The following is a 12,962-nucleotide window of genomic DNA, read 5'->3' as shown; positions in this document are numbered from 1 at the left end:
GTTTGTGAAAATCTAGTAAGCTGTCCGATCAGTTTAGGACCAACACAGGCGTCCCATCAAGGAATACCGGCCAAAGAAACCCAGCGTCCCTTACCCCGTTCTTAAGCGTTTACCACCCAACTTCAGCACATGTTACGTTAACTACAGAGCTATCCCACAGGTGTCATACGCCCGGTAAATAGGCTAGGAACGCACGTTACACAGGGCTTTCCGAACAAACCGGGGCACCCGACTGCTTCGGCCGCATGGTACTCCGCGCGCGCTTTTGTCGTTGCCTCCGCCCGGTCCTCTGGGCACAAAGGGCGTCACCAGATCAAAGGCCGGACCATGGATAACAAGCTTCTCCTCATCATTCTCGACGGCGTCCCATATCGCAACTGGCGGCGGCTGTTCGGCAATCTCGAAGGTTGGGTCGACAGCGGAGAGGCGCGCGTCTGGACCCACCGCGCCGTGCTGCCCTCGATCTCGGCCTCATGCTATGCGTCGATCCATACTGGCGTCTCTCCCCAGGAGCATGGCTGCACCGGCAATGGCAATGTCTTCCGCCTCTCGCATCCGGATGTCTTTTCGGAAACGCGCAAGGCGGGCGGGGTCACGGGGGCGGTCGCGCATAGCTTCTGGTCGGAGTTCTTCAATCGCCATCCCTTTGATTTTGTTCGCGATATCGAATATGACGAACCCGAAAGCGAGACGATCAATCACGGCCGCTTCCACTCCATGACGGGCTATGGCCACGCCAATCAGATGACGCCGTCAGACGTGGATCTCTTTGGCACGCTGACCAATCTCTGCCTGCGGTTCGGATTGAATTACGGGATGCTGCACACCTGCACACTCGACAGCATGGGTCACCGGTTTTTCCACGAAAGCCACGAGATGGACCATGCCTGCGCCGTCATGGACGAGATGCTGGCCCCCTTCATCCCGCGCTGGCGGCAGATGGGCTATGAGGTGATCGTGACGGCCGATCACGGCCAAGACGACCGCGGCCATCACGGCGGGCGCGGAACGCTCCAGCAGGACGCGGCGCTCTATTACTTCGGCGATGCAGAAGGGCCGTCCGAAGACACCGTGATCGACCAGCTGCAACTGGCACCCACGATCTTGTCACGATTGGGTGTGCCAATCCCTAAGACAATGCAAGCAAAGCCTTTTCTGACCTGAGCATCCTGGGGGAAACCTCCCCCAAGACAGCGCCGGATCACTCATAGGGCCAGACGCCCTGCCCCAGACACTGGATGTCGGCGGTGATCCGGTCGAAGCTCTCCCGCGCTTTTTCCGACATCACCCGCGCCCTGAGATATCCGTGGATCAGTCCTTTTTCATTGATCCAATGCGCCTTGGTCCCTGCCGCCTGCAGCGCGTCGCGATAGATCCCCCCATCGTCAGCCAGCGGGTCGCATTCAGCGCTGATGATCACCGTCGGCGGCAGGCCCGAAAAGTCGGTATCGGCCATAGGCATGTAGGTCGGATCGTCGCTGGCATCCGGCCCACCAGTTCGAATGCCCTGGTAGAAATCAATGTCGGCCTTCGCCAGCCCCGGCGCGAAGGCGTGGGTGGCATAAGACCCATGATCGCGCCCCGGCGCCAGCGCAGGATAGATCAGAAGCTGGCCCGAAATCCGATCGGTCTGACCGCGCAGCTTGTGCGCCACGCAGGCCGCCAGGTTGCCGCCCGCACTGTCGCCCACCAGCACCACGCGGCCTTCGAACTGGTCCAGAACCCACTGCGTGGTGGCCAGACTGTCCTCAAAGGCGGCCGGGTGCAGATGTTCCGGCGCAAGCCGGTAATCCACTGAAACCACACGATAACCTGTGCCTGCACAGATCTCGGCGCAGATGCTGTCATGGCTCTCCAGCCCACCCACAACGAACCCGCCGCCGTGGAAATAGACAACCGTGACCGTCGGTTCGCCAGCCTCATAAATGCGCACCGGCACGCCATGCGCCTGCGTGTCGCTGGCCTGCACCCCATCGGGATATCCGCGATCGAAGGCGCGACACAGATCGTCATAGACGCGCCTTTGATCTTCAACGGTCATGGTCACCGCATCGGGCGGGTAATGCGCATTGGTCTGCGCGATGAAGGCGCGGACCTCCTCATCGAGGTAACTGTCGTAGTCCATGGTGCTTACGCCGCCCACTCCCAGGGTCGGGTGAAATCACCCAAGGTCTTGGCCACGTCCTCCTCATCCGCGCCATTGCGCTTCAGCTGAGCCACCAATCCGCGCTTCTTGTCGTCGATCACGTTGACGACGCGGGCCTGAAGATGCGCAGCCTCCAGCGCCTCGTTATAGATGCGTGTGATCGCCGATTTCCGCAGATCGGGCTTGAACACCTTGCCCACCGCCGTTTTCGGCAATTCCGGCAGGATTTCCAGATGCTTGGGATGGGCCGCGCGTTCATGCACATGGGTCTTGGCATAGGTCAGAAGTTCCTCTGCCGTGACGCTCGCGCCTTCGACCAGTTCCACGAAGGCGCAGGGGATTTCGCCCGCATGAGGATCGGGCTGGCCGATGGCCCCGGCGAAAGCCACAGCCGGGTGGCCCAGCAACGCCTCTTCAATCTCGGCGGGGTCGATGTTGTGGCCGCCGCGAATGATCAGGTCCTTGGCCCGGCCCGTGATCCAGAGATAGCCATCCTCATCCAGTCGTCCCAGATCGCCCGTGCGCAGGTAATCTCCGTAAAACAGGTCTTTGTTCTTATCGGTCTCGGTATAGGTCTTGCCGACGTAAACCCCCGGGTTGGCGACACAAATCTCGCCCACCTCATCCACGCCCACTTCCATCGGGCCCTGGTTGGTGGCGGTATAGATCTTCACATCGGTATAGGGGAACGGGATCCCGACCGACCCCACTTTCTTGACCCCGTCCATCGGGTTGCCCGAGACAAGGCAGGTGGCCTCTGTCATCCCGTAACCTTCGATGATCTCAAGCCCTGCGGTTTCTTCGAACCGGCGGAACAGCTCAAGCGGCAGCGGGGCCGAGCCGGAAAACGCCTTTTTCACCGTCGAGATATCCGCATCCACCGGGCGTTGCATCTTGGCGGCGATCGCCGTGGGGACCGAAACGATGAATGTGACCTTCCAGCGCTCGCACAGCTTCCAGAAATTGTCGAACACCCCTTCCCCGCGATAACCCTGCGGCGTCGGGAAAATCACGTGCGCACCCGAGAAGACGGCCGCCATCAGGATCACCTGGCACGCCATCACATGAAAGAGCGGCAGAGGGCACATCAGGTTGTCTTCAGACGTGGCCAGAAGCTGGCCACCCAGCCAGCCGTTATAGACCATGCCGCCATAGGTATGCTGAGCCACTTTCGGCATGCCCGTCGTGCCGCCGGTGTGGAAATAGCAGGCCACGCGGTCGTCCTTGGCGTCTGCAAAACTCAGCGTTTTGGGCTGGCGCGCCATTTCCTTGTGGAAGCTTTTGTAATCGGCGTGTTTATCGCCGCCCAGCTTGGGACGCACCAGCGGCACGATCAGCTTCTTTGCGCCGGTCAGGTAACGGACCAGATCGACCTCAAGAACGGTCTGGACATTGGGCGCATGGCGCACGGCTTCGGCCACTTTCTGGGCCACATCCGTCTTGGGGAACGGACGCAGGGTCACGACGACCTTGGCGTTGGTTTCCCGCAGGATCGATCCAATCTGCTCAGGCTCCAGCAGCGGGTTGATCGGGTTCGCGATCCCGGCCACGGCGCCCCCAAGAAGGGTCACAACCGTCTCGTTACAATTGGGCAGGACGTAAGCCACGACATCGTTTTCACCCACGCCCAGCGACCGGAACATGTTGGCGGCCTGTGTTACCTGATCTTTTAATTGGCTCCAGGTCAGGGTTTCGGCGTGGTCATCGGCACCCGAGAACAACTGGAAGCTGATCGCGTTGTTTCTGGGGAATTGCTCCGCCGTTCTGGTGATCTGCTGATAAAGCGTTGTGGGGACATCGCGCGCCTCCCAGGTGGATTCGGCTTCAAACGCAATTTTGTCCGGCATGCCCCGATAGGCCATGGCGTGTTCCCTCCCTTGAAACCCGTTGATCGGGCGTGTGAATTCTTGGCACAGAGGATGAGCGGAAATTTTGTTTCGCGCAAGCATTGCGCGCATGGCACGCTGGGTCATTTCGCCAAGTGACGTTGCGCAAAGCGCGTATTTCGCAGGTTGAGGGAGCGGATTATTCGGCCGCGATACCGTCAGTGAATTGCAGCCGCGCAAGCCGCGCATAAAGCCCGCCTTCCGCCACCAGCGCATCATGGCTGCCCGTGGCCACAACGCGGCCCTGATCCAGCACCACGATACGGTCGGCCTTTTTCACCGTGGCCAGACGATGGGCGACGATCAGGGTTGTGCGCCCCTCGCTGAGTTCATCGACGGCCTGCTGTACGGCACGTTCGCTTTCCGCATCCAGCGCACTGGTCGCCTCGTCCAGCAGCAGCACGGGCGCGTCACGCAGGATCGCGCGGGCGATGGCGATGCGCTGCTTCTGTCCGCCTGACAGCATCACGCCGCGTTCGCCGACATAGCTGTCATAGCCATCGGGCAGGGCTGCGATGAACTCATGCGCGGCGGCGGCTTTGGCGGCGGCCTCGACTTCGGCATCAGTGGCTTCAGGCCGGCCAAAACGGATATTTTCACGGGCCGTGGTGGCAAAGATCACAGGATCCTGGGGCACCAGCGCGATATGCCTGCGGAACTGATCGCGCGCCATGTCGGCCAGATCGACGCCATCCATCAGAATGCGGCCTGCGATGGGGTCATAAAAGCGCAGGATCAGCTGAATGATCGTTGTCTTGCCTGCCCCGGACGGACCGACGAAGGCCACAGTTTCCCCCGGCGCGATATCCAGCGATACGTCATCAAGCGCCGCCACCTTTGGCCGGGAGGGATAGCGGAAAGTGACGTTCTCAAAGGTGATCTGGCCCCGCACCGGCGCAGGAAGGGCCACGGGCGCTGCCGGATCCGAAACGCTGTCGACACTTTCCAGAAGCTCCACCAGCCGTTCGGTGGCACCTGCGGCGCGCTGCAATTCGCCCCAGATCTCGGACAGGGCCGCAACGCCGCCAGCTACCATGATCGAATAGATCAGGAACTGAACCAGCGTCCCCACAGTCATATCGCCCGACCGCACCGCATTGGCCCCCATCCAAAGGATGCCGACAATGCCGGTGAAGACCATAAAGATCACGATCACGGTCATCAGCGCACGCGTCCAGATCCGGCGGCGGGCGGCATCAAAGCTGCGTTCGGTCACATCGCCAAAGGCGGCGCGGTTTTCGGCTTCGTGGGTGAAGGCCTGTACGGTTTGCACCGCGCCCAGCGCCTCGGACGCATTGCCGGAGGAGGCGGCGATCCAATCCTGGTTTTCGCGGCTGAGCACGCGCAGGCGGCGGCCCAGAACAAGGATCGGCACGATCACGGCCGGCACCAGCAGCAGCGCAAGACCAGTCAGTTTCGGCGATGTCAGCATCATCAACACCAGCCCGCCGAAAAAGATCAGAATGTTGCGCAGCGCAATCGACACGGACGAGCCCAGAACAGACTGGATCAGCGTGGTGTCCGTGGTGATCCGGCTGAGCACCTCGCCGGTCATGATGCGTTCGTAAAAGGCCGGGCTCATCCCGATCACGCGGTCGAAGACAGCCTTTCGGATATCGGCCACGACACGTTCACCCAGTCGGGTGACCAGCGCGTATCTGAGCCCCGTGCCAACCGCCAGAAGCGCCGCGATGCCCAGCGCAGCCGCAAAATATAGATCAAGGATCGCGCTTTCTTCCGCCTCGAAATTGTCGACGACGCGGCGCACCGCCATGGGCAGCGCCAAAGACACCATGGCCGTCAGCACCAGCGCCGCGCCTGCCGCAGCCATCAACAGCTTGTAGGGCGCCATGAACGGCCACAGCGCGGACAGCGCTCGCATGTTCTTTGATTTTTCGCGCTCTTCTTCCGCGGTATTCGCAGGCGGCGCGGCTGTGTCCATTCGGGCCATACGGGCTCTTTTTCTTCGGGGTGTTTCTGGCGCAAGCCGGAAACCAGCAATTCGGGTAACGTTTCTTGACCGCCATGCGCCAGATGGTCAAGCGCACAGATGCCGCGCTTGGTCAAAAGGCGTGTCTTGTCGGGCTTCTGGAGGTTTGGAGCGGGTAGCGGGAACCGAACCCGCACCTTAAGCTTGGAAGGCTTATATTCAAAATCCGGAATCTGTTTCTTTGTCAGTAATTTGTCGGAACTGACCAAAAATCTTTGTCGGAAATGTGTAGGTGGTGGATTTTTGGAGCGGGTAGCGGGAATCGAACCCGCACCTTAAGCTTGGAAGGCTCTTATGATACCATTTCACCATACCCGCTCAGCGAGTGCTGGGGATATTTCAAAGGGTTTTGGCGGTCAAGTGCAACTTCGGCTTCAAAAGCTTTCATGCGCAGGATCACCGAGACAGGAAGTCTGAAAGAACCTCAGAAAAAAGCTGGGTCTTTTCGGCATGCACGGCATGGGCGCAGCCGGGAATGACAGCAAGATTCGTGTGCGGAATTTCGGTCCACAGGGTGTGGATCTGCGCCCAGGGATAGGTCCGGTCCTGGTCTCCCCACAACACCAGCGTCTGCGGCGTGATGCGGCCCAGGTTTTCGCGGCCCGACCAGGCCTGCATGGCATCAAGGCCTGCGTGGATGGCAGGCAAGCGGCTTTGTTCGGCGACACGCGCGCAGGGCTCAAACCCCTCCGCCGCCTCATAATCCAGAAACCAGGTTGCGGCGATGCGGCGGGCGGTGGCGGTGGCGCCGTCCGCCTCGGCGCGTCTTTTGCTTTCCTCGATCGTTTCGAACCGGCCGGGCAGAACACCGATGGACCCCGTCGCATAAAGCACAAGCCGGTCAATGCGATCCACGTCGCGCAGGGCGATTTCCTGTGCGATCATCCCGCCCATGGAATGGCCAAGCAGGTCATATCGCTGAATGCCCGTCTGGCGAAGCTGATCCACCACCCAATCGGCATAACCGCCAATGCTTGGGATCGGATCAAGATGCGCGTTGGCGCCAAAGCCCGGCAGATCGACGGCATGAATGTCCATCTGCCGGGCCAGCTGATCGAAATAACCGTCCCACTGTGCGGCACCGCCCATGAAACCATGGACCAGGACCAGTACGCTCACTTCCGCTGGCCCTGCACGATACGGTCCAGGATCATGGCGCAGAAAAGGATCGAGAAGCCTGCAAGGATCCCCTGCCCCACATTGGCGTATTGCAGCGCCTCAAGCACGTCTTCGCCCAGGCCCTTCGCGCCGATCAGCGAAGCCACAACAACCATGGCCAGTGACAGCATGATGGTCTGGTTGATCCCCGCACGGATGGAGGGGCTGGCCAGCGGCAGATCGACCTTGGTCAGCAAATACCATTTGTTTGCCCCGAAGCTGATCGCGGCCTCACGTACCGATTCCGGCACACCGCGCAGACCCAGCACCGTCAGACGCACGACCGGCGTGCCGCCGAAGATCATCGTGGTGACGACAGCGGCGGGTTTGCCGGTGCCGAAAAAGGCGATCACGGGGATCATGAAGACGAAGGCCGGCATGGTCTGCATGAAATCCATGATCGGCTGGATAAACGCATAAAAGCGTGGGCGGCGGGCGGCGAACATGCCCAGCGGAATGCCGATCAGGATCGACAAGCAGGCCGCCGTGCCCAGAAGCGCCAGCGTTGTCATGGCTTTTTCCCAGAATCCCAGCAGGCCCATGTAAGCCAGGAACGCGCCGGAATAGATTGCCATGCGCACACCGGCCGTCAGCCATGTCAGCAGGATGATCAACGCGGCAATCACGATCCACGGCGTGCTGACGAATATCGTCTCCAACGCATCCAGAACCAGGCGAATGCCGTAGGTGATGCCATCAAAGAGAGCCTCACCATTCAGCACCGCCCAGTTGAAGAACGCCTCGACCCCGTCAATCGAGGTCAGGCGTATATCCGGGTCGGTTGGAAATTCCGTGAGCAGTGAAAACCGACCCGGGAAACTGTAATGTACGACAGCGGCGGCCACGATCAGGCCCATGAACACCGCAGAAAAGACGATCATGCCGACCGGCATGCCTGAACGGACATCTGGATCGCTGAGCCAGTCCGAAAACCGCGATTCCAGCGCTGTATTGGCGGTGACCGCCTGCACCAGCTTGACCGCCAGCAGGATCAGCAGGCCGGTCAGCGCGATGGTGGGCCCTTCGGCAGCGGCGGCTTCGGCTTCGGCGCGGAATCCTTCGATATTGGCCTCAAGCGACTCGACCGTGCGGCGGAAGGCGTCCACCCGGTCAGAGTTGTTTTCGATCGCTGCGGCCAGTTGCTGGCGGCGCAATTCCAGGGTTCCTTCGATGGAGGCGATGCGCTCCATCGCCTCGGCCCCGAGATCACCGAAGAGGCCACGCGCGATCTGCACGAAAGCCAGCGCTTCGAGGATCAGGAACGGCAGCGCCCAAGTCCACAAGCCCCGTGCGCCGAACCAGATGGGCCCGAAAAGACCGGCAAACATGTTGAAGGTGGGTGTGAAGCGGGCCGACGCTCCGATCTTGTCGAAATTTCGGATGTAATAATCGGGCGAAGTGCGCACGAAGGTGCGGATATTGTCGCGCCTTTCCTCCGCATATGCCTGCGCGGCGGCAGAGGTCGTATCCTCAAGCGGGTTTGTGGTGTCGTCCTTCATGACACTTCTGTCCCTTCTATGACCGTGCGCAACAGATCGGCGCGGGTAATCACGCCCACATCGGCGCCGTTGTCTTCCACCAGGATCGCGCTGTCATCCTCGATCGCCATATTGATCAGGTTGCTGAGCGTTTCGCTTTCGTTGACGCGCGGCGCATCCGACGGGATCGATCCATGGGCGGCGATATGCGCCTCGATCGGTTGCATCACCGCGTGGGCATGCACCACTTTCAGCCGCGAAATACCGGCGACGAAATCGGCGACGTAATCATCGGCGGGATGCATCACGATATCTTCGGCGGTGCCCACCTGCACCATCTTGCCGTCGCGCATGATGGCGATGCGGTCACCGATCCGGACGGCCTCGTCCAGGTCATGAGTGATGAACACGGTGGTCTTTTTCAGGATTTTCGACAGGCGGATGAATTCGTCCTGCAATTGCCGCCGGATCAGCGGATCGAGCGCCGAGAACGGCTCGTCCATCAGCAGGACATCCGGGTTCGCAGCCAGCGCACGGGCCAGACCCACGCGCTGCTGCATGCCGCCCGACAGTTCATGGGCGAATTTCGCCCCCCATGCCCCCAGTTCAACGATATCAAGGATCGCTGCAGCCTGGCGCATGCGTTCGTTCTTGGCCACCTGCCGGATTTCAAGCGGCATCGCCACATTGTCCAGCACCGACCGGTGCGGCATCAGCGCGAAATTCTGGAACACCATGCCGATTTTCTGATTCCGGAAGCGCTGCAGCTCTTTCGGGCCCAGTGCCATCACATCGGTGCCTTCGATCTCGATCTTGCCCGAGGTGGGTTCCAGCAGGCGATTGAAATGGCGCACAAGCGTGGATTTGCCCGACCCCGACAGGCCCATGATGCAGAAGATCTCGCCCCGATTGACGGAAAGCGATACATCCGCGACGCCCACCACGGCGTTGAATTCGCTCAGGACTTCGGCCTTGGTCAGTCCGCGTTCACGGATCGCTTTGAGCGCGGCTTCGGGTCTGCCACCGAAGATCTTCCACACGTTCGAGATTTCTATGACTTTATCGGCATCCATAGCCTGACTGCCCCCGGCTGGTCAGTGTTTGCTGCGCTGTCCCGGTGCGGACCAGGGCGTTGGCGCATGTGTCAGGAAAGACCCCGGATCAGGTCCGGGGTCTTCCGAAGTGTCTTAGAGGCCCAGCATCTTGTCGACGCGATCCGAGTTCGCCTCGACCCAGGCTTTGGCCACGTCGGCAGGGTCCTTGCCATTCGCGCTGATTTCGAACGCAAGCGCGCTGACGTCATCGGCCGTCAGAGAGAAGTTCTGAAAGAATTCAGCGATTGCCGGCGAGCGGTCGACAAGCGAGTTCGACCAGGCGATCTGCACTTCTTTCAGCGCATCCTTGGTAGCGACCATCGACTTGTTGTACCAATCCGGATCGTCCGAAGGCTGAACCATCACATATTTCGCGGGGTCATATGTGGGTTCGGTCAGCATTTCGACGTCGAACATGAACCACACCGCGTGCGGCTTGTAGCAATAGAAGGCATAGCCCTCGCCCTTCGCGATGCTGTCCTTGATGCGCGCGGTTTTTACCGCCTCTTCGGCGCGGATCGGCTCGATGAAGTCCAGCAGGCCGTAATCGCGCACCTTCACTTCGTTGACGTTTGCCGAGGCCCAGCCGGGCGCACCGATCCACATTTCACCCTTGCCGTTGCCGTCGCTGTCCATGGCGGCAGCCACATCCGGGCGGCCCAGATCGGCGATGTCGGTGATGCTCATCTTCGCGGCGAAATCCTTGGATACGCAGAAGCCCTGGTTGCCCTCGTAGGGGTTCGAAGACAGTGTCACAGTGCCCGCCTCGTCCACGTATTTCTTGGTAAAGCTTTCCTGGTTGGGCAGCCACACATCGGGGTGTACGTCGATATCGCCTTTGCCCTGATCCATCGCCTGGAAGATCGTGGCATTGTTACCGGGCACATATTCAACAGTGCCGCCAATGCGCGAGGTCACGATTTCGCCCAGGACATGGGCGATGGCCTGCGCGCCGGTCCATGACGGCACGCCGATCTTGACCTCTTCTGCGAAGGCCGGCGCGCTGATCAGGCCGACAAGGGCCGCGCTTAGGAAGGTATTCTTGACTGACATGTGAGTGGTCTCCTTGTTGGTGATATTTTTTTGTTTCAGCTTGTGTATCCGTGAAGATCGAACGTGTCGGGATATCCGAACAATGCCGCACTGCCGCCGGTATGAAGAAACACGACATTCTCCATCCCGTCGAAATATCCCTTGCGGACCTGGTCAATCAGACCGTCGAGGCCCTTGCCGGAATAGACCGGATCGAACAGCAGCCCCTCGGTCCGGGCAAGAAGTTTCAGAGCGGCGATCATGCCTTCGGTCGGCAGGCCGTATCCCGGGCCGACATAGTCACAATTTGCACGCACCAAATCGCGGTCGATCTGAACGCCGGTGCCCATGTACTCGGCCGTGCGCACAGCCAGATCGTGCACCATGCCCTCCTGCTTGTCCTTTGGCGCGCGAACGCCGATACCCAGCAGGTGAATATCGCTTTGGATGGCGGCAAGACCCGTGACCAGACCGGCCTGCGTGCCGGAACTGCCGGTTGCGTGGACCAGTGCGTCGATCTTCAGCCCCGCAGCGGCGGCCTGTTCGGTCACTTCGCGTGCGCAGTTCACATAGCCCAGCGCACCGATCGGGTTCGAACCACCACCGGGAATGATATACGGCGTCTTGCCATTTTGCTGCAGGTCTTCGGCAAGGGCCACCATCTCGGCATTCATGTCGGCGCCGCCCGGGCGTTTGGAGACGCTGGCGCCATGCAGACGATCCAGCAGCACGTTTCCGTTCATGATGTAATTCGGATCGTTGGAACCGGTGCGATCCTCAAGAAGGATGTGGCATTCCATGCCCAGCTTCGCCGCCGCTGCTGCGGTCTGGCGGGCGTGATTGGATTGCGTCGCGCCCTGGGTGATGATCGTATCCGCACCTGACTGAACCGCGTCAGCCATCAGGAATTCCAGTTTGCGCGTCTTGTTCCCGCCCGAGGACAGACCGGTGCAATCGTCCCGTTTGACCCACAGGCGCGGCCCGCCCAATTCTTCGCTAAGCCTGTCCATGGGCTCCAGCGGTGTCGGCAAATGCCCCAAGGCGACCCTTGGGAACTTTGCCAGCGCGACGGACAGATCCTTGCACAAGCTCAGCGTCAATTCCGGTTGCGCCATCGTGTCACGATCGACGATTTGATTTGTCTCGACCACAGAGCCTGTCCCCCTCTTCTGCGTACAGCAAAAGCTTTTCAAAGCATGAAACAGAAAAACAGTGCATATTATTTAGCCTGCCCATACAATTTCTTTGGCTAAGCGGAGATTTGAGATGGACATGCAATGGTTCGACGACGTTCTCACCCTGCTGGAAGAGCGGAACATGACCCGCGCCGCCGCGCGCAGAAACATCACACAACCTGCGTTTTCAAGGCGAATCCGCAGTTTTGAAGAATGGCTGGGCATCGAGGTTCTGGACCGCAAGGCCAACCGGATCGAGATCAGTTCGGCCCTGGCAACGAACGAGGGAGAGATCCGCGCCCTTGTCGCCCGGCTGAAAGAATTGCGCACAAAAATCGTGCATCACGATGCGACCGCCTCTGAAGTGGCCATCGCGGCCACCCATGCGGCGGTGTTTTCCACCTTCCCCGATATGGCGATCCGCGCGCGCGCCGCTTTTCAGGGCATCCGCTTTCGGATTCGCGCGGCCAACCTGAGCGATTGCGTGACGCTGTTTCTGCGCGGCGATACCAGCATGCTGTTGTGTTACGAAGCCCAAAGCGTCGAACCGATGCCGTTCGGGGCAGGTGTGCGGCGCGGGTTATGGGGCCATGATTATCTGGTCCCCGTCGTGGGCGGGAATCTGCGGTATTCCGTCAGGGATAATCGGGCCATCCCGCTGGATACGCCTGCCATCGTCTATCCCGAGAACAGCTATTTTGGAGAGGTTCTGGAACGTTCGCGCCGGCACTTCGGCACCGCGGGCCTGTGCGCGAACCCAATCTGCCAGACCGCTTTTTCCAGCGGCGCGAAAGAGATGATCCTGAAAGGTCTTGGCGTGGGATGGTTGCCTTTCAGCATGGTCCACCGGGAGATCGAAAGCGGTGAGCTGATTTCGCTGACCAACCAGTTCGGTCAGGAGCCCATTGATGTCGCCATCTATGCCCACCGGAAGGTAGATATCGCGGAACAACTGGTCGAGTTCTGGGAACGCAAGACGGATCGCTTGCCCGCCTGAGAGGCC

10 protein-coding genes and 1 tRNA gene are annotated in these 12,962 nt (G+C 60.3%); 2 read left to right on the top strand and 9 right to left on the bottom strand.

What is annotated here, in order from left to right; all coding sequences use genetic code 11:
* The first annotated feature begins 327 nt into the window (after positions 1 to 327).
* Positions 328 to 1,164: an alkaline phosphatase family protein gene (locus TR61_RS00435; protein WP_050927564.1), complete on the top strand. Its 837-nt coding sequence runs from the start codon at positions 328 to 330 to the stop codon at positions 1,162 to 1,164.
* A gap of 37 nt (positions 1,165 to 1,201) precedes the next feature.
* On the opposite strand, the gene TR61_RS00430 is transcribed toward TR61_RS00435, so the two are convergent.
* From TR61_RS00430 to cuyA, 9 genes are all read right to left on the bottom strand, one after another.
* Entirely contained in the window at positions 1,202 to 2,125 is a 924-nt protein-coding gene (locus TR61_RS00430) for an alpha/beta hydrolase (protein WP_050927670.1), read from the bottom strand.
* 5 nt (positions 2,126 to 2,130) lie between these two features.
* Positions 2,131 to 4,008, bottom strand: a complete 1,878-nt coding sequence (locus TR61_RS00425) for an acyl-CoA synthetase (RefSeq protein ID WP_050927563.1) — start codon at positions 4,006 to 4,008, stop codon at positions 2,131 to 2,133.
* A 163-nt stretch (positions 4,009 to 4,171) separates the two neighbouring features.
* Positions 4,172 to 5,983 (bottom strand): ABC transporter transmembrane domain-containing protein, encoded by a 1,812-nt coding sequence (locus TR61_RS00420; protein WP_050927562.1) that lies wholly within the window; start codon positions 5,981 to 5,983, stop codon positions 4,172 to 4,174.
* A gap of 283 nt (positions 5,984 to 6,266) precedes the next feature.
* Positions 6,267 to 6,340, bottom strand: a tRNA-Gly gene (locus TR61_RS00415).
* A 78-nt stretch (positions 6,341 to 6,418) separates the two neighbouring features.
* Complete coding sequence (locus TR61_RS00410) at positions 6,419 to 7,141, bottom strand: alpha/beta fold hydrolase (protein WP_082181768.1); 723 nt, start codon at positions 7,139 to 7,141, stop codon at positions 6,419 to 6,421.
* A complete protein-coding gene (locus tag TR61_RS00405; RefSeq protein ID WP_050927561.1) occupies positions 7,138 to 8,679 on the bottom strand; it encodes an ABC transporter permease in 1,542 nt (513 codons plus the stop codon). Before TR61_RS00405 ends, TR61_RS00410 begins: the two co-directional genes overlap by 4 nt.
* Positions 8,676 to 9,731, bottom strand: a complete 1,056-nt coding sequence (locus tag TR61_RS00400; RefSeq protein ID WP_050927560.1) for a quaternary amine ABC transporter ATP-binding protein — start codon at positions 9,729 to 9,731, stop codon at positions 8,676 to 8,678. Before TR61_RS00400 ends, TR61_RS00405 begins: the two co-directional genes overlap by 4 nt.
* Positions 9,732 to 9,845: 114 nt before the next feature.
* Positions 9,846 to 10,805, bottom strand: a complete 960-nt coding sequence (locus TR61_RS00395; RefSeq protein WP_050927559.1) for an ABC transporter substrate-binding protein — start codon at positions 10,803 to 10,805, stop codon at positions 9,846 to 9,848.
* 35 nt (positions 10,806 to 10,840) lie between these two features.
* Positions 10,841 to 11,899: a D-cysteate sulfo-lyase gene (gene cuyA / locus TR61_RS00390; RefSeq protein ID WP_050927668.1), complete on the bottom strand. Its 1,059-nt coding sequence runs from the start codon at positions 11,897 to 11,899 to the stop codon at positions 10,841 to 10,843.
* A 157-nt stretch (positions 11,900 to 12,056) separates the two neighbouring features.
* On the opposite strand from cuyA, the gene TR61_RS00385 reads away from it, so the two are divergent.
* The gene (locus tag TR61_RS00385) at positions 12,057 to 12,956 is read left to right on the top strand and encodes a LysR substrate-binding domain-containing protein (protein ID WP_245626777.1); all 900 of its coding nucleotides are present in this window, start codon (positions 12,057 to 12,059) and stop codon (positions 12,954 to 12,956) included.
* Positions 12,957 to 12,962 lie beyond the last annotated feature (6 nt).

Origin of the sequence: Aestuariivita boseongensis (assembly GCF_001262635.1) — a bacterium.
GTDB classification, from domain to species: Bacteria; Pseudomonadota; Alphaproteobacteria; order Rhodobacterales; family Rhodobacteraceae; genus Aestuariivita; species Aestuariivita boseongensis.
Note: the sequence above shows the minus strand (reverse complement) of the source record. Positions and strands in the feature narration are given on the sequence as shown.

Excerpts from the sequence above, each read along its gene's own strand:
- TR61_RS00420 (WP_050927562.1), bottom strand. The coding sequence starts at position 5,983 with ATGGCCCGAATGGACACAGCCGCGCCGCCTGCGAATACCGCGGAAGAA.
- cuyA (WP_050927668.1), bottom strand. The coding sequence starts at position 11,899 with ATGGCGCAACCGGAATTGACGCTGAGCTTGTGCAAGGATCTGTCCGTC.
- TR61_RS00430 (WP_050927670.1), bottom strand. The coding sequence starts at position 2,125 with ATGGACTACGACAGTTACCTCGATGAGGAGGTCCGCGCCTTCATCGCG.
- TR61_RS00400 (WP_050927560.1), bottom strand. The coding sequence starts at position 9,731 with ATGGATGCCGATAAAGTCATAGAAATCTCGAACGTGTGGAAGATCTTC.
- TR61_RS00425 (WP_050927563.1), bottom strand. The coding sequence starts at position 4,008 with ATGGCCTATCGGGGCATGCCGGACAAAATTGCGTTTGAAGCCGAATCC.
- TR61_RS00385 (WP_245626777.1), top strand. The coding sequence starts at position 12,057 with ATGCAATGGTTCGACGACGTTCTCACCCTGCTGGAAGAGCGGAACATG.
- TR61_RS00395 (WP_050927559.1), bottom strand. The coding sequence starts at position 10,805 with ATGTCAGTCAAGAATACCTTCCTAAGCGCGGCCCTTGTCGGCCTGATC.
- TR61_RS00435 (WP_050927564.1), top strand. The coding sequence starts at position 328 with ATGGATAACAAGCTTCTCCTCATCATTCTCGACGGCGTCCCATATCGC.
- TR61_RS00405 (WP_050927561.1), bottom strand. The coding sequence starts at position 8,679 with ATGAAGGACGACACCACAAACCCGCTTGAGGATACGACCTCTGCCGCC.